The sequence below is a fragment of the Actinomycetospora callitridis genome (assembly GCF_028737265.1).
Classification (GTDB): domain Bacteria; phylum Actinomycetota; class Actinomycetes; order Mycobacteriales; family Pseudonocardiaceae; genus Actinomycetospora; species Actinomycetospora callitridis.
In genome coordinates this window covers 72,543-90,290 of the sequence record NZ_JAQZAK010000006.1, presented here as the reverse complement: position 1 = coordinate 90,290, position 17,748 = coordinate 72,543, and the positions used below count along the sequence as shown (strand labels likewise).

At 76.0% G+C, this 17,748-nt stretch carries 17 protein-coding genes; 10 read left to right on the top strand and 7 right to left on the bottom strand.

The genetic code is table 11. The annotated features are described in order from the left end of the window. The first annotated feature begins 34 nt into the window (after positions 1 to 34). A complete protein-coding gene (locus tag PH191_RS19425) occupies positions 35 to 823 on the top strand; it encodes a PIG-L deacetylase family protein (protein ID WP_274196274.1) in 789 nt (262 codons plus the stop codon). Next, positions 820 to 2,034 (top strand): MFS transporter, encoded by a 1,215-nt coding sequence (locus PH191_RS19420; RefSeq protein WP_274196273.1) that lies wholly within the window; start codon positions 820 to 822, stop codon positions 2,032 to 2,034. Before PH191_RS19425 ends, PH191_RS19420 begins: the two co-directional genes overlap by 4 nt. Here the strand turns inward: PH191_RS19420 and PH191_RS19415 are convergent. Further along, positions 1,971 to 2,600, bottom strand: a complete 630-nt coding sequence (locus PH191_RS19415; RefSeq protein WP_274196272.1) for a class I SAM-dependent methyltransferase — start codon at positions 2,598 to 2,600, stop codon at positions 1,971 to 1,973. The two genes, PH191_RS19420 and PH191_RS19415, sit on opposite strands and share 64 nt — an antisense overlap. Positions 2,601 to 2,670: 70 nt before the next feature. Between PH191_RS19415 and PH191_RS19410 the strand changes: the two genes are divergently transcribed. Then, positions 2,671 to 3,762, top strand: a complete 1,092-nt coding sequence (locus PH191_RS19410; RefSeq protein WP_274196271.1) for a class I SAM-dependent methyltransferase — start codon at positions 2,671 to 2,673, stop codon at positions 3,760 to 3,762. A gap of 82 nt (positions 3,763 to 3,844) precedes the next feature. On the opposite strand, the gene PH191_RS19405 is transcribed toward PH191_RS19410, so the two are convergent. The 3 genes from PH191_RS19405 to PH191_RS19395 all read right to left on the bottom strand — a co-directional run bounded on the left by PH191_RS19405 (position 3,845) and on the right by PH191_RS19395 (position 8,892). Beyond that, positions 3,845 to 6,454 (bottom strand): PEP/pyruvate-binding domain-containing protein, encoded by a 2,610-nt coding sequence (locus PH191_RS19405; RefSeq protein ID WP_274196270.1) that lies wholly within the window; start codon positions 6,452 to 6,454, stop codon positions 3,845 to 3,847. Further along, complete coding sequence (locus PH191_RS19400) at positions 6,451 to 6,912, bottom strand: MarR family winged helix-turn-helix transcriptional regulator (RefSeq protein WP_274196269.1); 462 nt, start codon at positions 6,910 to 6,912, stop codon at positions 6,451 to 6,453. Before PH191_RS19400 ends, PH191_RS19405 begins: the two co-directional genes overlap by 4 nt. 267 nt (positions 6,913 to 7,179) lie before the next feature. Beyond that, complete coding sequence (locus PH191_RS19395; protein WP_274196268.1) at positions 7,180 to 8,892, bottom strand: ABC-F family ATP-binding cassette domain-containing protein; 1,713 nt, start codon at positions 8,890 to 8,892, stop codon at positions 7,180 to 7,182. Positions 8,893 to 9,045: 153 nt separating this feature from the next. On the opposite strand from PH191_RS19395, the gene PH191_RS19390 reads away from it, so the two are divergent. From PH191_RS19390 to PH191_RS19370, 4 genes are read left to right on the top strand one after another with little or no spacing between them, the layout of a single operon-like run. Then, positions 9,046 to 9,924 (top strand): type III secretion system chaperone family protein, encoded by an 879-nt coding sequence (locus tag PH191_RS19390; RefSeq protein ID WP_274196267.1) that lies wholly within the window; start codon positions 9,046 to 9,048, stop codon positions 9,922 to 9,924. Further along, entirely contained in the window at positions 9,921 to 11,528 is a 1,608-nt protein-coding gene (locus PH191_RS29990; RefSeq protein ID WP_337994079.1) for an SDR family NAD(P)-dependent oxidoreductase, read from the top strand. Before PH191_RS19390 ends, PH191_RS29990 begins: the two co-directional genes overlap by 4 nt. After that, a complete protein-coding gene (gene pyrE / locus PH191_RS19375) occupies positions 11,525 to 12,076 on the top strand; it encodes an orotate phosphoribosyltransferase (RefSeq protein ID WP_274196266.1) in 552 nt (183 codons plus the stop codon). Before PH191_RS29990 ends, pyrE begins: the two co-directional genes overlap by 4 nt. Beyond that, positions 12,073 to 12,738: a TrmH family RNA methyltransferase gene (locus PH191_RS19370; RefSeq protein ID WP_274196265.1), complete on the top strand. Its 666-nt coding sequence runs from the start codon at positions 12,073 to 12,075 to the stop codon at positions 12,736 to 12,738. The genes pyrE and PH191_RS19370 overlap by 4 nt, the downstream gene beginning before the upstream one ends. Here PH191_RS19370 and PH191_RS19365 read toward each other — a convergent pair. The 3 genes from PH191_RS19365 to PH191_RS19355 form a co-directional block, all read right to left on the bottom strand. Beyond that, positions 12,735 to 13,481, bottom strand: coding sequence for a DedA family protein (locus tag PH191_RS19365; RefSeq protein WP_274196264.1), 747 nt, complete (start codon positions 13,479 to 13,481; stop codon positions 12,735 to 12,737). The genes PH191_RS19370 and PH191_RS19365 overlap by 4 nt on opposite strands. A gap of 73 nt (positions 13,482 to 13,554) precedes the next feature. After that, entirely contained in the window at positions 13,555 to 14,172 is a 618-nt protein-coding gene (locus PH191_RS19360) for a hypothetical protein (RefSeq protein WP_274196263.1), read from the bottom strand. A gap of 75 nt (positions 14,173 to 14,247) precedes the next feature. Further along, complete coding sequence (locus tag PH191_RS19355) at positions 14,248 to 14,910, bottom strand: SigE family RNA polymerase sigma factor (protein WP_274196262.1); 663 nt, start codon at positions 14,908 to 14,910, stop codon at positions 14,248 to 14,250. 212 nt (positions 14,911 to 15,122) lie between these two features. On the opposite strand from PH191_RS19355, the gene fbaA reads away from it, so the two are divergent. Genes fbaA through PH191_RS19340 form a run of 3 tightly spaced genes read left to right on the top strand, consistent with a single transcriptional unit; the run spans position 15,123 to position 17,746 of the window. Beyond that, on the top strand, positions 15,123 to 16,157 hold the full coding sequence (fbaA, locus tag PH191_RS19350; protein WP_274196261.1) for a class II fructose-bisphosphate aldolase: 1,035 nt from the start codon (positions 15,123 to 15,125) through the stop codon (positions 16,155 to 16,157). Between the two features lie 31 nt (positions 16,158 to 16,188). Further along, a complete protein-coding gene (locus tag PH191_RS19345) occupies positions 16,189 to 16,632 on the top strand; it encodes a DUF3151 domain-containing protein (RefSeq protein ID WP_274196260.1) in 444 nt (147 codons plus the stop codon). Between the two features lie 19 nt (positions 16,633 to 16,651). Next, on the top strand, positions 16,652 to 17,746 hold the full coding sequence (locus PH191_RS19340; protein ID WP_274196259.1) for an FUSC family protein: 1,095 nt from the start codon (positions 16,652 to 16,654) through the stop codon (positions 17,744 to 17,746). Positions 17,747 to 17,748 lie beyond the last annotated feature (2 nt).

Here is a 17,748-nt window from a genome sequence, read left to right as displayed (position 1 = left end):
CGGCGTCCCACCCCGTCGTCGACCGGAGACCGCCGTGAGCGCCCCGACCACCACCCGCCCCGTCCGCACCCCCGACGACGTCGCCGCCCTCGGCACCGTGCTCGGGGTCTGGGCCCACCCCGACGACGAGCTCTACCTCTCCGGCGGCGTCCTGGCCGCAGCCGTGTCCGCGGGCAGGCGGGTCGTCGTCGTCACCGCCACCCGCGGCGAGCACGGCACCGACGACCCCGGTCGCTGGTCGCCCGCCCGCCTCGCCGCCGAACGGTCGCGGGAGATCACGGCGAGCCTCTCGGCGCTCGACCCCGTCCGGTGCCGCATCGAGCACCGCTTCCTCGGTGACGCGAGCGGGCGCTGCCACCGCGACGGGGCGCTCGTCGCCGACCCCGGCGAGGACACGGTCGACGAGCTCGCCGCGATCGTCGCCGAGATCGCGCCCGACACCGTCGTCACCTTCGGGCCCGACGGCATCACCGGGCACCGGGACCACCGCGCCGTCTCGGCCTGGACCGACCGGGCGCTGCGGCGCGTGCCCGCGACGCCACGGCTGCTGCACGCGGCCGTGACCGAGGACTGGGTGCGGCGGTTCGCCGAGTTCGCCGAGCCGATGGACGACGCCGGTGACGCCTTCGTGCCTTGCCGGGACGCCGAGCTCGCCGTCGCCCTGGAGCTCGACGAGGATCTCCTGGACCGCAAGCTCGCGGCCCTGCGCGCCCAGGCCACCCAGACCGCCGGGCTCGAGGCCGCGGTGGGCGCGGACCGCTACCGGGCCTCGATCGCCGGGGAGTACTTCCGGCCCGCCGCCACCCTCTTCGACGGATCGTGACCACCGCACAGGCACCCGGGCGGCTGCTGACGGCGACCGTGGCCGCGACCGCGGTCGCCCTCGGGCTCGCCACCGGCACCGGTCCCCTGGCCGGGCCGGTCGCCGCCACCTTCGGCGTGGGCCCGGGGACGGCGTCGGTGATGTTCGCGGCGACGCTCGCCACGATGCTCGCCCTCGGGACGGTGACCGGCCCGCTCGCCGAGCGCCACGGCGTCCGCCCGCTGGTCGCGCTCGCCGCGGTCCTGGTCCCCGGCGGCCTGCTCGTCCTCGCTGCGGCGCCGGGCTTCCCGGTGGCGGCCGCCGGCTTCGCGCTCGGCGTCGGCGGCGGGGCGGGGTGCCTGTTCGTCCCGCTGCAGGCGGCCGTCGGGTCCGCCTTCGAGCGCCGCCGGGGTCCGGCCCTGGTCGTGGCGACGGGGGGCGCGGGGCTGGCGACCGTGATCGCTCCGCCGGCCACGGTCGCCCTCGTCGCGCCGCTCGGGCTGCGGGGCGCCGCGGTCGTGCTCGCCGTGGTGGCCGCCGTCGTGCTCGGGGCGTGCGTCCCCGCGGCGCCCGCCGGAGGGTCGGGGAACGGGGCGCCTGGGCAACCGGGTCTGCGGGCCGTCCTCGCCGACCGCGGCTTCCGGCGTCTCGGCCTCGGTGCCGTCGGGCTCTCCGCCGCGATGTTCGTGCCGGTCGTGCACCTCGCCCCGTTCGCCGCCCTGCGGGGGATCGACCTCGCCACCGGCGCCGCCCTGGTCGCGGCCGCGGGCGCGGCGAGCCTGGCCGCGAGGTTGGCGGTGGTGCCGGCCGTCGCCCGCTGGGGCGCCTTCGCCGTCTTCCGGGCCGGCGCCGTGGTGATGACCCTGAGCCTCGGCCTGTGGGCGCCGGCGCACGGGGTGGCGGCCCTCGCCGGCTTCGCCCTGGTGTTCGGCGGGGCGCACGGGACCTTCGTCGGGCTCACCGGGGCGACGGCGGCCGAGCTGTTCGGGGTACTCGGCCTCGGTCGTCGTCTCGGCGTGCTGCACCTCGCGGCCGCGGTCGGCGGACTCGTCGGCCCGGGGACGGCCGGGTTCGTGGCGGAGGCGTCGGCGAGCCCGCCGGCCGGCATCGCGGTGGCCGCGGCGTTCGGTGTCGGCGGGTGCGCGGCGCTGTGGGGGTGCCGGACGGGTCAGCGGCGCAGCGTCCCGGCCACCTGCTCGTCCACCGGCAGGAAGACCGAGCCGGCGCGGTAGCGCTCCAGGGCCACGTCGGCGAACCCGGCGTCGGCCAGCAGCTCGCCGGTGTGGCGTCGCAGGTCGCAGCCCTCGAACGCCCACCGCCACCCGGATCGCAGGCTGCGCTGCAGCCGGGCGAGCGGGCTCCCGTCCGGGGCGGCGACGTGCTCGAGGACGAGGAAGCGCCCGCCGGGACGCAGGATCCGGCGCACCTCGGCGACGACCGCGGCGGGATCGTCCACGGTGCACAGCACCAGCGTGCTCACCACCGCGTCGATGCTGCCGTCCGCCAGGCCCGTGTCCTCGGCTCCCACCGCGCGGATCTCGAGGTCCACGCCGTGGCGGGAGGCGGCGTCCCGCAGCGGGCCGTGCATCGGCGGGTTGGGCTCGACGGCGATCAGCCGCGTCCCCGCCGGGTAGTAGCGCATGTTCGCGCCCGTCCCGGCGCCCAGCTCCACGACCGTCCCGGGGAGATCGGCGAACAGCGCGGCCTTGCGGCCACCGAGCACGTGGTGGACGTAGCGGTCGACGAGCCGGAAGAAGCCGGCGTTGAGTCGGCCCCGGACGGGGTTGGTCGTGCTCACGCCCCCGAGTATCGGCGCGGCGACAGCAATGAGACAGCGCCGTGACAGGCCCGTGCGCCACCGTCGACCCATGACGACCACACAGGACAGCCCCACCCACACCACCGAGGCCTGCGCCGAGACCGTCTTCGGCTGGATCCTCGGCATGGAGCAGACCACCGCGCTCTACGTGGGCGACCGGCTCGGCTGGTTCCGCTCGCTCGCCGAGGACGGCCCGGCCACGGCGCCCGAGCTCGCCGCGCGCACCGGGACCGCCGCCCGCTACGCCCGCGAGTGGCTCGAGTACCAGGCGGTGAGCGGGATGCTCACCGTCGACGACGCGGCCGCCGCGCCCGACGAGCGCCGCTTCGCGATGCCCGCCGCGCACGTCCCCGTGCTCGCCGACCTCGACAGCGAGACGGTGCTGACGCCGTTCGCGCGGATCCTCGTCGCGTCGCTGCGCCACATCGACGACCTGCTCGAGGCCTACCGGACGGGCGGCGGGGTGAGCTGGGAGACCCTCGGTGACGACGCCCGCGAGGGCCAGGCGGCCCAGAACCGCCCGCTCCTGCGGGATGCTCTCGCCCGCGACCACCTGCCGCGGCTCGGCGAGGTCGACGCCGCGCTGCGCGCCGGCGGACGGGTCGCCGACGTCGGCTGCGGCGAGGGCTGGTCGAGCATCGGCATCGCGCGGGGCTACCCGACGGCCCGGGTGGACGGCTTCGACGTCGACGCCGCCTCGGTCGCCGCCGCCCGGCGTCACGCCGAGGCGGAGGGCGTCGACGACCGGGTCCGCGTGCACCACGCGGAGGTCGCGAGCGCCGAGGCCGGCGTCTACGACCTCGTGTGCGCGTTCGAGTGCGTCCACGACATGCCCGACCCGGTGTCCGTGCTCGCCGCGATGCGCCGGGCCGTGGCGCCGGGCGGCACCGTCCTGATCATGGACGAGAAGGTCGCGGAGGCCTTCGCTCCCGACGGTGACGAGGTCGAGCGCCTGTTCTACGGCTTCTCGCTGATGTGCTGCCTGCCCGACGGGCTCTCCGCCGACGACTCGGTCGGCACCGGCACGGTGATGCGCCGGAGCACGCTCGAGGAGTACGCCCGCGCCGCCGGGTTCTCGGGCGTCGAGGTGCTCGACGACCTGGAGAACGACATCTTCCGGTTCTACCGACTGGTGGTCTGAGCGCTCGCGTCTGCGTGGCCCTCTCGGCGTGCTCCCCTTGTTTGAACACTCAACGTCTGCGGCGCCACGCCGCTGACATTCCCTACGACGTCACCAGCGGCTCCACCCGCCCGCTCGTGCCGTCCACGCGCACCTCCGCCACGCCCGTCAATCGGGCCACGGCGTCGCGGACGCCGACGACGGCGGGCAGGCCGTACTCGCGGGCGACCACCGCGCCGTGGGAGTTCGAGCCGCCCATCTCCATCACCAGCCCGCCGGCGGTGAGGAACAGCGGCGTCCAGCCGGGGTCGGTGGACGGGCACACGAGCACGTCGCCGGGCTCGAGGCGGGCGCCCTGCGGGTCGGTGATCACCCGGACCCGGCCCGTGACGGTGCCCGCCGAGGCCGGGACGCCGGTGAGCGCACCGTCGGCGGGGGCATCCGTGGCGCCGAGGGCCTCGGGCTCGGTGCCGTCCGAGAGCACGATGCGTGGCACGTGCCGGCGCCGCAGTTCGCGCTCGTAGGTCGCGCGCCGCTCCCGCACGACGCCGCGGCGGTCGACGTCCTCCCGGGCCTCGGCGAGGCTCAGGAAGAACACGTCGTCACCCGTCTCCAGGCGGCCCCGGGACGCCAGGTCGGCGCCCACCGCGGCGAGCTCGGTCCGGGCGGCCGCGAGCACCGTGACCAGCCAGTACTTCGGCAGCTCGCGCAGCCCGACGAGATCGCGGGCCCGGTGCAGGGCCGCGGCCACGACCCGTCCGCGCAGGCCGCCGGCGCGCGCGGCCAGTGACTCGATCATCGCCTCGGCCTCCGCGGCGCTGCGGGCGAACACGACGTCCGGAGCGCGCCCGGCGTCGTCCAGACGGACGTAGTTCGCGAGCACCCCGAGCAGGTGGGTGGGGGCGTCGGACCAGCGCGGCAGGCCCAGGTCGATCTCGGCGACGGCGCGGCGGCCGTGCGCGGCGAGGAAGGCGCCCAGACCCTCGGCGAGCACCGGCGGCCAGGTGCTGCGCTGTCCGGCGAGCTCGGCCGGCGGGGTGCCGGTGAGGGCGACGACGGTGGCGGGGTCGTCGCGCAGGCGGACGGCGAGCTCCCAGAGCGCGAGGTCCATCTCCGTGGTGACGTTGTGCGGCAGGCCCCGCAGCACGGTGCCGAGCTCGCCGGGACGGGCGCGACCGCGGAGCAGGCGCGCGGCCAGGCCGAGGGCGAGGAAGCCGGCGGCAGGGGCCGGTGCGATCTGCGGCGCCATCGGCGCGAAGCACGCCGTGAGCATCCAGCGGACGCGGTCGAGGCGCTCCTCCCGCCCGGCGCCCGCAGGAGCGGGCAGGATCGCGGCCGCGTCCCGGACCAGCGCGGACGCCCGGGCACGCGCGCGGGCGGGGCGCACCCAGGCGCCGACGACGGCCGGCGGGATGCGGTAGCGGAGGGCGACCCGGCCGACCCGCCGCACGGTCGGCAGGGGCGAGCGCCGGGTGACGGCGAGCTCGGGTCGGTCGAGCTGGGTGGCGATGACCTCGGCCGAGCGGGTCTCCATCACCCCGAGCACCCCGGCGGCTCCGGCGCGGCCCACCCGACTGCGCAGGACGTCGGTGAGGTCGACGAACACGCGCTCGCCGGCCTCGGACAGCATCGGCGGGCCCTGCTCGGGATCGTCGACCGGCACACCGAGCAGGCCCGCGACGCCGGAGGCGAGGTGCCGGGCCGCGGAGAGTCCGGCGGGGGTGAACGGCCGGAACACGCCCTGCGCGACGTTCGCCGAGAGGAACAGCCGCAGGCCCGGGCGTCCGGGCACGAGCGGGTAGAGCGTCGTGATCGGGCGCGACTGGGTCAACCACGCGCGGCCGTCGCCGTCCAGGGCCCACTCGATGTCCTGCGGCGCGCCGAACAGCGCCTCGACCCGGCGGCCGAGACGGGCGAGCGTCCGCACGTCGGCGTCGTCCAGGGAGGCCGCACCGCTCGGGTGCGCCACGGTCTCGGTGCCCCCGCCGGGCAGGGCACGGACGACGGTCCCGCCGGCGCCCGCGTGCCGGGAGACGATCTCGCCGGCCGGGTCGACGACGACGTGCTCGGGATCGACCGAGCCCGAGACCACCGACTCACCGAGCCCCGGCGCGGCGTCGATCACGGCCTGCCCGCGGCGTCCGGTCACGGGGTCCGCGGTGAACAGGACGCCGGCCCACCGCGCGTCGACCATCGACTGGATCACGACGGCGAGCGTGACCGCGGCGTGGTCGATGTCGTGGGCGCCGCGGTAGGCGACGGCCCGGTCGGTCCAGAGCGAGGCCCAGCAGCGCCGCACCGCGTCGAGCACCGCGTCGTCGCCGACGACGTTCAGGAACGTGTCCTGCTGGCCGGCGAAGCTCGCGCCCGGCAGGTCCTCGGCGGTCGCCGATGAGCGGACCGCCACCGGCCCGTCGGGGCACGTCGCCCGCACCGCGGCCGCGACCTCGTCGGGGATCGGCACCGCGAGCACCGCGGCGCGGGCCTTCTCGGCGAGGCCGACCGCGTCCATGTCCTCGGCGAGCAGCGCGTCGAGCGCCGAGCCCACCGCCCGTCGGTACGCGGCGGTCGTGAGGCAGACCCCGGCCGGCACGGCGAAGCCGGCGCGGACGAGGGCCCCGAGGTTGGCGGCCTTGCCGCCGACGCGGCCGAGGGTGTCGGGGTCGGTCGGGTCGACGGCCTCCAGGGGCAGGACGAGCGGTGCGTCGGTCATGGCGGGTCTCTCTTCTCTCGTCCCTGCCGGGCGGAGTCGCCGAGCAGGGTCATCGCGCGGGCCACCAGGGCCCGGTCCGCGGGGGCGAGGCGGTCCATCACCTCGAGCTGGGCCTCGGCGCGGGTGCGCTCGAGGCGGCGGAGCAGGGCGTCGCCGTGGTCGGCGAGCGCGATCCGCCGGACGCGACGGTCGGACGGGTGCTCCCGGCGTTCGACGAGACCACGGCGCACCAGGGCGTCGACGAGTCGGCTGGTCGCCGACACCGACCGCCCGATCCGGTCCGCGAGCCCGCCGAGGGACACCGGCTCGCCGGCGTCGAGGACGTAGAGGGTGGCGAGCTGGGTCATCGAGAGCTCGTCCCCGCCGTCGACGGTGGCGAGGAGGTCCAGCACGAACGCGGGGATCATCGCGCGCCGCATGTCCCCGAAGCTCGTCGCGAGCCGGTCCCGCTCGTCCATCGTCAGATCCTTGCAGTCATGCAATGAATGCAGTGATGCAAGCACTGGTGGGCGGTTTCGTCAATCGACCGTCCGCGCTGACGAGTAGGCCCTCACAAACGGCTCCCGAGGGCCTCACGGGCGCGCCCCGCCCTCGTCCTCGCCAGCCGGGAACCGCGTCAGGCGACCCGGCACGTCGGAGCAGGGCGGCGGCGAGCGTCGATCGAGCCACGCGGCCACCCTCGTGGGCGTCGGTGAGCCGTGGGTGACGCGCGGATGGGAGTGCTCTCATCCACGCCGGTCGACCTCGACGACGCGTCCGGCGTCGAGGTGCCAGCCGCGGGTGGTGGCGACGCCCGCGAGCAGGCGCCGGTCGTGGGAGACCAGCAGCAGCGTGCCCTCGAAGGACGCGAGCGCGGTCTCGAGCTGCTCGATCGCCGTGAGGTCGAGGTGGTTGGTCGGCTCGTCGAGCACCAGCAGGTTCACCCCGCGGGCCTGCAGCAGCGCGAGGGCGGCCCGGGTGCGCTCCCCGGGCGAGAGCGTGTCCGCGCCGCGGAGTACGTGCTCGGATCCGAGGCCGAACTTCGCGAGCAGGGTGCGGATCTCCGCGGTGGGCCAGCGGTCGAGCTCGGGCTCGCGGGAGAACACGTCGAGCAGCGACGTGCCGCCCGACAGCAGGCCGCGCGCCTGGTCGACCTCGCCGACGACGACCCCCGAGCCCAGCGCGGCGCGGCCCTCGTCCGGGGCGAGGCGACCGAGCAGCACGGCGAGCAGCGTCGACTTGCCGGACCCGTTGGCCCCGGTGATCGCGACGCGGTCGGCGTAGTCGAGCCGGAGGGAGACGGGGCCGAGGGTGAAGTCGGACCCACCCGCGGAGCGTCCAGGGGAGCACGCCGATAGGGGAGCCGGGTCCTTCGGCCGCCGGACCACGGCGCCGTCCAGGGTGGCGACGACCGTGCCCGACCGCGGGGCCGCCGCGATCGTCATCCGCAGCTCCCACTCCTTGCGGGGCTCCTCGACGACCTCCATGCGCTCGATCCGCCGCTCCGTCTGCGAGATCTTCGCAGCCTGCTTCTCCGAGGTCTGGCCCCGGAAGTGCTTGACGTGCTTGTCCGGGTCGGACGCCTTCTTCCGGGCGTTCCGCACGCCCTTCTCCACCCACTGCTTCTGCGTCTGCATCCGCGCGGTCAGCTCGCCGCGCTTCTCCGCGTACTCCTCGTAGGCCTCGCGCGCGTGCCGCCGGGCCGTCTCCCGCTCGGCGAGGTACGCCTCGTAGCCGCCGCCGTAGAGCGTGACCTCCTGCTGGGCGAGGTCGAGCTCCAGCACCGAGGTGACGGTGCGGGCGAGGAACTCGCGGTCGTGGCTGACGAGCACGGTGCCCGCCCGCAGCTCGCGCACCCAGCGCTCGAGCCGGTCGAGGCCCGCGAGGTCGAGGTCGTTGGTGGGCTCGTCGAGCAGGAAGACGTCGAAGCGCGCGAGCAGCAGCGAGGCGAGGTTGGCCCGCGCGGCCTGGCCCCCCGACAGCGAGGTCATCTCCGCGTCGAGCAGCTCGGTGGCGAGGCCCAGGTCGTCGGCGACCTCCTCGGTGCGCTCCTCGAGGTCGGCGCCGCCGAGGTCGAGCCAGCGCTCGAGGGCCACGGCGTACGCGTCGTCGGCACCCGGGAGGCCCTCGGAGAGCGCGGTCGTCGCGGACTCCAGGGTGGCCGTCGCGGCGGTGACCGCGGTGCGGCGTCCGACGAACCCGCGCACGGTCTCGCCGGGCACGCGGGCGGTCTCCTGCGGCAGGTGCCCGATGCTCGCCGTCGCCGGCGACACCGCGACGGAGCCCTGGTCCGGCGCCGCCAGACCGGCCAACAGGCGCAGCAGCGTCGACTTCCCGGCGCCGTTGACGCCCACGAGACCGATGACGTCCCCGGGGGCGACGACGAGGTCGAGGCCGGTGAACAGCACCCGGGCGCCGTGCGCGGCGGCGAGGTCCCGCGCGACCAGGGTGGCACTCACGACGATCGAGCCTATCCGTGCGCCGCGACCGCTTCCGGCGCTCCCACGTGAGCGGAATCCGGGGCCATGGCCACGACCATCGATCACATCTCCTCCGGCGCGCCGGTGACGTGCTGCACGATGGGGGGACGAGGGCGTCGTAGGCTCAGGGCCGTGCCTGCCTGGGTCTGGTTCGTCATCGCGGCGCTGGCCGCGGGCGGCGGGGCGCTGCTCTTGCTCTCCGACCGCTCCCGCACCGGCGGGCACCGACGCGACCGGCGTCGGTGGGCGGAGGCGAAGAGCTGGGAGTTCGTCGACGTCGACCCCGTCCTGCCGAGTCGCTGGCGCTACGGCGCCGTGCACCAGGGCGGCCACGGCCGCGCGCTCGACCTCGCCACCGGCGCCGTGCCCGGGCCGGGCGGCCGCCGCCTCGCGCACGTCTTCGACCACGAGCAGGCCGGCCAGGTCACCGGGATCGTCGCGGCCGTCCGCGGCGTGGCGACGCTGCCGGTCGCGATCGAGCTGCGGCTCCCGTCGGCGCCACTGCCCGACGACGCGGGGCTCGACTCGCTGGGCCAGGTCGGCGAGCGCTACGCCTTCGTCACCTCGGTGGCGCAGGCGCGACCGCTCGTGACGCCGGACGTCGCCCGCGCGGCCGACCTCGTCGGCGAGGACGTCCCGCTGCTGTGGGCCGAGGACACCTGGGTGCTCGCCACCATCGAGCCCGGTGCCGACCCCGACCGCGTCCAGAACCTGCTGCAGGCCCTCGTCGAGGTGTCCGTGGCGCTCGAGGACGCGGCGGGCGGCGGCGCCGATCCCGACCGCGGCGACGGCTGGTCCGACGGCGGCTTCGGGGCCTACGACGCAGCGGGCGAGGACCGTCCCGTCGACGCCGAGCCCGTGGACGCCGAGCCCGTGGACGCCGAGCCCGAGCCCCGTCCCGAGTCCCAGCCGCGCCCGACCCACCGCGACCGCCCGGCGGACATCCCCTACGACATCGAGGACGACGAGTTCGGGCCCGGCGCCCGCAGCAGCTCGTCCTCGGGGCGGTGAGCGGACCGACCCCGCGCCGCACCCTCGTGACCGGTGCGGACACGGACCTGGGACGCGCCTTCGTCCGCCGCCTGCACGCCGCGGGCGACGAGCTCGTGCTCGCGGGCGGGGAGCGCGCCGCCCTCGAGGCGCTCGCCGACGAGCTGTCCGGGCTGTCCGGGGCCCGCCCCGAGGTCCTGCCCGGTGACCTCGCCGACGAGCTCGACCTCGACCTCGTCGTGCGCCGGCTCCTCACCGGCACCCGCCCGATCGACCTGCTCGTCGTCGGCCCCACCCCGCCGAGCACCCGCGCGCTGCCCGAGGCCGACGTCGCCGAGGTCCGGGCCGCGCTCGACCGCAGCGCCGGCGCCGTCCTGGCGCTCCTGCGGGCCGCGCTGCCCGGGATGATCTCCCGTCGCCACCCCGGTCCCGGCGGGGCGATCACCGTCACCGGCCCGGCGGGATACCTGCCGGTGCCCGGCCCCGCGGGGCTCGACGGCGCCGCGCAGGCCTACATCGGGATGCTGACCGAGGCGCTGGCGCACACGTTCTCCCGCGACGGGCTCGCCCTGACCACGGTGTGCCCGACGCCGCCGCACGTCGAGAAGGAGCGGTGGCGCCTCGCCGGCGCGATGCCGCTGCACGTCGCCCCGCCCGACGCGGACGCCGTGGCCGCCGCCGCGCTCGCCGACCACGCCGCCGGCCGGGCGCTCTGCGTGCCCGGGGTCGGCCCGCGGGCCCTGGTGGGCGTCTCCCGGCTCGTGCCGTTCCCGGCGGTGCGGGTCGCCGCCGGGCTGCGGCGCGGATCCCTGCCGCAGGCCCTGCGGGGCCGGCGCGGGCCCCGGGGCGCGCGCCCCGCCGGCATCGCGCTGGTCACCGGGGGCAGCTCAGGCATCGGGGCCACGTACGCCGAGCACCTCGCGTCCGCGGGCCACGACCTCGTGCTCGTCGCCCGCGACGCGATCCGCCTCGAGGAGGTCGCCGACCGGCTGCGCGCGCAGGCGGTGCGCGTCGACGTGCTCGTCGCCGACCTCGCGACGGCCGCCGGCCGCGCCAAGGTCGCCGAGCGCGTCGCGGCCGCGGAGCGCCCGATCGACCTGCTGGTGAACAACGCGGGGTTCGCCACCGCCGGCGAGTTCGTCGACACCGACCCGGCGGCGCTGCGCGCGAACTACGAGGTCAACATGGCCGCCGTGCTCGAGCTGACCGCCGCGGCGCTGCCCGGCATGGTCGCCCGCGGGCGCGGGGACATCGTCAACGTCTCCAGCGTCGCGGGCTTCCTGCCCGGACGCGGCTCGGTCTACAGCGCCGGCAAGTCCTACGTCACGGCGCTCTCGCGCACGCTCGCGCTGACGCTGGTCGACACCGGCGTGCGGGTGATGGCCCTGTGTCCCGGCTACACGCGCACCGAGTTCCACGCCCGGCTGGGCCAGGAGCGCTCCGGCCCGGAGTGGCTGTGGATGGATGCGGACGAGGTCGTCGCCGAGGGCATGGCCGACCTCGAGGCCGGGAAGGCGGTGTCGGTGCCGGGCGCGGTGTACAAGACGATCGTCGGCGTGACGCGGGTGATGCCGCGCGCGCTGCTGCGGGCCCTGGCCGCCCGCTCGGCGTCGGGGCGCGGATGAGCGCCCCTGCCGTCGACCCCGACGCCCGCGCCCGGCTCGCCGCGCTGGTCACCGAGCTCGCCGTCGTGCACGGGCGGGTGACGCTGTCCTCGGGCCGCGAGGCCGACTACTACGTCGACCTGCGCCGGGCCACGCTGCACCACGAGGCGGGTCCGCTGATCGGCCGCCTGGTGCGCGAGCTGACCGCCGACTGGACCTACGACGCCGCCGGGGGGCTCACGCTGGGCGCCGACCCGGTCGCCCTCGCCGTGATGCACGCGCCGGGCGCGCCCGTCGACGCGTGCGTCGTGCGCTCGGCGGCGAAGACCCACGGGATGCAGCGGCGCATCGAGGGGCCCGACGTCGCCGGCCGCCGAGTGCTCGCCGTCGAGGACACCTCGACCACCGGCGGCAGCGTGCTCACCGCCGTCGACGCGCTGCTGGAGACCGGCGCCGAGGTGGTCGGGGTCGTCACCGTCGTCGACCGGGGCACCGGCGCCACCGAGGCCGTCGAGGCCCGCGGCCTGGCCTGCCGATCGCTGCTCGGGCTGGCCGACCTGGGGCTGTGACCACCCCCGACGACCCGGACGAGCCCGGCCCCACCGAGTGGCGCACGGGCCCCGAGCCGGTGGGCGTGGGGCCGTGGCCGGGCGGGCCCGCCGCGTGGCCCGACGACCCCCGCTACGACCCGGAGCTGCTCGCCGGGGGCGACCGGCGCAACGTCGTCGACCGCTACCGCTACTGGCGCCGCGAGGCCGTCGTCGCCGACCTCGACCGGCGCCGCCACCCGTTCCACGTCGCGATCGAGAACCTCCACCACGACGCGAACATCGGCACGATCGTCCGCACGGCCAACGCGTTCGCGGCGGCCGCGGTGCACGTCGTCGGCCGGCGGCGCTGGAACCGGCGCGGTGCGATGGTCACCGATCGCTACCAGCACGTCCACCACCACACCGACGTCGCGGCGCTGCTCGCCTGGGCGCGCACGGAGGACCTCGCGGTGGTCGCCGTCGACAACGGGCCGGGGGCGACGCCGCTGGAGACCGCGGTGCTGCCGCGGCGCTGCGTGCTGCTGTTCGGTCAGGAGGGCGTGGGGCTGACCCCGGAGGCGGCCGCGGGCGCCGACCAGGTGCTGGCCATCGCCCAGTTCGGCTCGACGCGCTCGATCAACGCCGGCGTCGCGGCGGGGATCGCCATGCACGCGTGGGTCCGCGCGCACGCGGAGCCCTAGCGGTCGGTGCGCCGGGTGTCGATGACCTGCGTGGGCTCCTCGCTCGCGCCGTCGAGGACGTCCTCGGCGAGGCCCTGGGCGCCGAGCTTCTTCTCCCGGCGGGCCTTGATCACCTCGAAGACGATCGGCAGCACCGAGATGAGCACGACCAGGATCAGCATCATCTCGATGTTGTCCCGCACGAACTGGATCTGGCCGAGCGCCGCCCCGAGCAGGGTCACGCCGGCCGCCCAGACGACGCCGCCGATCGCGGAGAACGTGAAGAACCGCTTGGCGTCCATCCGCCCGACGCCCGCCATCACCGTGATGAACGTGCGCACGATGGGCACGAATCGGCCCAGCACGATCGCGCGGTTGCCGTACTTGTCGAAGAACGCCTGGGTGCGGTCGACGTTCTCGCGCTTGAACAGCCGCGAGTTCGGCTTGTCGAAGATCGCCGGCCCGGCCTTGCGCCCGATGTAGTAGCCGCAGACGTTGCCCAGGAACGCGGCGACGACGAGCAGGACGCAGACCAGCCACAGCGGTGTGTCGATGAGGCCGGTGACCACGGCGAGCCCGGTGATGAACAGCAGCGAGTCGCCCGGGAGGAAGAACCCGACCAGCAGCCCGCACTCCGCGAAGATGATCAGGCACACACCCGCGAGGGCCCAGGGGCCCAGCCATTCGATGATGAACTGCGGGTCCAGCCACTCCGGTCCGAGGGCCTGCACCGAGGTCGTCGCGGCGGCGAGAGTGGTCGACACGTGTCAAAACGGTACGCGGCGCGCCTCGTCGCGAGCCTCGGGGTCCTCCGGCGGCGTGTCCCGGGGTCGACCCTCAGCCGGGCAGCGCGAGCGTGCCGACGGCCGTGAGCGCGCCCGCGATGGCGCCGCCGAGCAGGGCGACGGCCGACCACCACGCGATCCGCGCGGGCGTCCACTCCGTCGCGCCGCCCTGGTCCGCGACCGGGCGCCCGGCGCCGGTGGGAGTGACCGTCGTGGCTCCCGTGACCGGGGCGGGCCGCTGCTGCGGGACGCCGGGACGGCCCATCGGACCGGTGGGCGGCATCGGCGGGCGTGCGGTCGGGCGGGGGCCGGTCTGTGGCCAGGGACGCGCGGGCCCGGTGGGTGCGGGCCCGGTGGGTGCGGGCCCGGTGGGTGCGGGAGGCCCGGGGCGGGCTCCGGGCGGGGGTGCGCCCCGCGTGGCGGCCGGGAACGGGGGAGTCGCGGACGGGCGGGCGGACAGAGCGGTCACGTCCTCGGCGTCGGGGGCATCGGGCGCGCCGCGGCGGCGGCCGAGCGGGCGGAAACGGTCACGCAGGCGGGAGGAGCCGGACGCGGTGTCCGACGGGGCGGGGGCACCCGGGGTCGGGGCGGCGGGGCCACTGCCCGGGGACGAGACCCCGCCCGCGGCGTGCGCGCGCAGGGCCTCCGACAGCAGCCGCTCGTCGTCCATCCCGGCCGATGGTAGCCGCGCCCCCCGACGCGACCCAGGCCCGCCCGAGGGGCCCCGAACGGCCCAACCGACGCCCTAGCCGTCTCCCACGAGCTTGCCGATGGCCTCCAGGCCCCGGCTCGCCGTCGACTTCACGGTGCCCTTGCTGATGCCGGTGGCCTCGGCGATCTCGGCCTCGGAGAGGCCCCCGTAGTAGCGCAGCACCAGCACCTCGCGCTGGCGGCGCGGCAGCTTGCCCAGGGCGGACACGACGGCCTGGTGCTCCGTGGAGAGCATCGCCAGGGATTCCGCCGACCGCGCGTCGGCCGTGTGGGGCGGGATGTACTCGCGGGCCGTGCGACGGCGCCGCAGCACCGAGCGCGAGCCGTTCACCACCGCCGTGCGCAGGTAGCCCAGCGCCGCGTGCTCGTCGCGCAGCCGGCTCCAGTGCCGGTGCAGGCCGGTGAACGCCTCCTGGACCACGTCCTCGGCGGTCGCGGGGTCGTCGACGAGCAGCACGGCCAGGCGGACGAACCGCATCCGGTGCTCGCGGTAGAGATCCTCGAGCGTGCGCGGGGCCTGCTCGTTCTGGGTCGCGACGGGCCCGGTGGCGGGGTGCGGCGCCGGGGGGCCCGGTCGGTACGGCGCCGCGGGTGGTGCCGACGGATGGGGCACCGAGGCATCCGACGGGGCGACCGCATCGATCGCCCTCAGGCTGCCCAGCGTGCGCTCGACGGCACTCTCCCCGGGGTGGCCCACGTCTCCGACGATAGCCCTTCACGACCCGTGGTCCCGGTGGGGACGAGGTCCCGCCGCCACTCACCCGGCTGGCCCAGGACCCCGCACGGACGACGAGCGGGTCACACCACGGAGCCGCAGCGGCGGGGCGCCCCGCTGCGTCATACTTCGCCGCAGCCCGCCGGTCGGCGCCCGTCGTCGGCCGTGTCGAGAAACTCCTGGGAGACACGACGATGCCCATCGCGACCCCCGAGGTCTACAACGAGATGCTGGACCGCGCGAAGGCCAACGCCTTCGCCTTCCCTGCCATCAACTGCACGTCCTCGGAGACCATCAACGCGGCGCTGCGCGGCTTCGCCGAGGCCGAGAGCGACGGGATCATCCAGTTCTCGACGGGTGGCGCGGAGTTCGGGTCGGGCCAGTCGGTGAAGGACATGGTCACCGGGTCCAGTGCCCTGGCCGAGTTCGCGCACGTCGTCGCCGACAAGTACTCGATCAACGTCGCGCTGCACACCGACCACTGCCCGAAGGACAAGCTCGACAGCTTCGTCCGCCCGCTGATCGCGATCAGCCAGGACCGCGTGAACGCCGGGCAGAACCCGCTGTTCCAGTCCCACATGTGGGACGGCTCGGCGGTGGAGCTGCACGAGAACCTCGAGATCGCCCAGGAGCTGCTGGCCGAGGCGGTCAAAGCCAAGATCATCCTCGAGGTGGAGATCGGCGTCGTCGGCGGCGAGGAGGACGGCGTCGCCAACGACATCAACGACAAGCTCTACACCGCCGCGGGCGACTACGAGCACACCGTCGACGCCCTCGGCGGCGGCGAGAAGGGCCGCTACCTGCTCGCGGCCACCTTCGGCAACGTGCACGGCGTCTACAAGCCGGGCAACGTGAAGCTCAAGCCCTCGGTGCTCAAGGAGGGCCAGGAGGTCGCGGCGCGCAAGCTCGGGCTCCCCGACGGCTCCAAGCCGTTCGACCTGGTCTTCCACGGCGGGTCCGGCTCGCTGCTCGAGGAGATCCACGAGGCGCTCGACTACGGCGTCATCAAGATGAACGTCGACACCGACGCCCAGTACGCGTTCACTCGCCCGATCGCCGGGCACATGCTCTCGAACTACGACGGCGTGCTGAAGATCGACGGCGAGGTCGGCAACAAGAAGGTCTACGACCCGCGCAGCTACCTCAAGGAAGCCGAGAAGAGCATGGGCGCGCGGGTCGTCACCGCCTGCGAGAACCTGCGCTCGACCGGGCAGACCCTGGGCCGCTGACCGCGGTGGGCCCGGGCGGATGATGGGGTCCATGACCATCCCGACCGGGCCCGGCGCGGCGCACGGGCACAACCTGCTCGGACCCCAGCCCACCTACCTCCCCGAGTCCCCGGAACCGGCCTCGCGCCTCGCCGCGGGCGAGGACCCGGCGGCCGTCGTCGCCGACCACCCGACCTACAGCGCGGGCTGGGCGGCGCTCGCCGAGCGCGCCGAGGCGGCCGGCGAGCACGTCACGGCGTACGCCTTCGCCCGCACCGGCTACCACCGCGGCCTGGACCAGCTCCGTCGCAACGGCTGGAAGGGCTTCGGCCCCGTGCCGTGGGACCACGAGCCCAACCAGGGCTTCCTGCGCTCCGTCGCCGCGCTGGCGCGTGCCGCGAAGGCGATCGGCGAGGCCGACGAGGTCGAGCGCTGCGTGCAGCTCGTCGCCGACTGCGACCCCTCGGCGGTCGAGCTGCTCGGCCTCGCGGACTGACGGTCCCCGGAGTCGCGCCGTGGCCGCTGTCGACCGTCTGCGCCGGGTCGCCGGCACGCGGGTGCGGCGGCTGCGCGACTCCGGGCTCCCGGTGCTGCAGTGCGCGCTCGCGGCCGGCCTCGCCTACCTCGTCGCGCGCGACCTGTTCGGCCACCCGGTGCCGTTCTTCGCGCCCATCGCCTGCGTCCTCGTCCTGGGCGTCGGGGTCACCAACCGGCTGCGGCGCTCGGTGGAGCTCGCCGTCGGGGTCAGCGTCGGCGTGGCCGTCGGCGACCTCATCGTCGTGCTCATCGGCCCCGGCTGGTGGCAGATCAGCGTCGTGGTGGGCCTCGCGCTGCTCGCGGCACTGCTCTTCGACGTCGGTGCCCTGCTGCTCAACCAGGCCGCGGTGTCGGCCGTGCTGGTGGCGACCCTGCAGCCGCCGGGCACCACGGCGGCGTTCTCCCGCTGGATCGACACGCTCATCGGGGCCGCCATCGGGCTGGCGATGGCGGCGACGCTGCCGTCACACCCCCTGACCCGCGCGCGGCGTGGCCTGACCGAGCTGCTCGAGGAGCTCGAGGCGGTGCTCGTCGGCACCGCCGACGCCCTCGACGCACGGGACGGCGACGCCGCCGCGGCGGTCCTGGAGCGGGCGCGGGCCACCCAGAAGCGCGTCGACACGCTGGTCGACGCCGTGGACGCCGGCTTCGAGATCACGACCATCGCCCCGCTGCGCCGCCGGCATCGCGGGGAGCTGGCGCGCCTGCGCACGGCGATCCGGCCGGTGGACCTGGCGCTGCGCAACGCCCGGGTGCTCGCGCGGCGCGGGCACGCCTCGGTGCTCGACGGCGAGGAGCCCGATCCCGATCTCGTGCTGGTGATGCGCCGGCTCGCCGAAGCCGTGGCGGTCCTGCGTCAGGAGCTGACCACCGGCGAGTCCACCGACGGGGCCCGCAGCGACCTGCTCGACACCGCCGCGCTCGTGCCGGTGCGGGGCGGGGGCTACTCGGCGGAGGTCGTGCTGGCGCAGCTGCGCTCGATGCTCGTGGACCTGCTGGGGGCGACCGGCATGGACCGGGACGACGCGGTGGCGGCGACGGCGCGGATGCGCCCGGGTGCTGACGAGGGCTGAGC